Raw genomic sequence first — 249 nt, 5'->3', positions numbered from 1 at the left:
AAATCAAGAGCGAAGTAATTAACATTGAATCAATACTTGTGAATCCAAGCTACGGATTAGAAGAAATCAAGAGTGAAGTAATAAATATTGAATCAATCCTTGAGAATCCAAGCTACGGATTAGAGGAAATCAAGAGTGAAGTAATAAATATTGAATCAACTCTTGTGAATCCAAGCTACGGATTAGAAGAAATCAAGAGTGAAGTAATAAATATTGAATCAATTCTTGTGAACCCAAGCTACGGATTAG

At 32.5% G+C, this 249-nt stretch carries 1 protein-coding gene; it reads left to right on the top strand.

Features of this window, described 5'->3' with window-relative positions:
* Positions 1-38: 38 nt before the first annotated feature.
* On the top strand, positions 39-249 hold a 211-nt coding region (locus AACQ14_RS23525), incomplete at its 3' end, for a hypothetical protein (RefSeq protein WP_339365987.1).

This window comes from Vallitalea maricola (assembly GCF_036985595.1).
Lineage (GTDB): Bacteria > Bacillota > Clostridia > Lachnospirales > Vallitaleaceae > Vallitalea > Vallitalea maricola.
The sequence above is the reverse complement of the archived record's forward strand: the minus strand, read 5'-3'. Positions and strand labels throughout refer to the sequence as shown.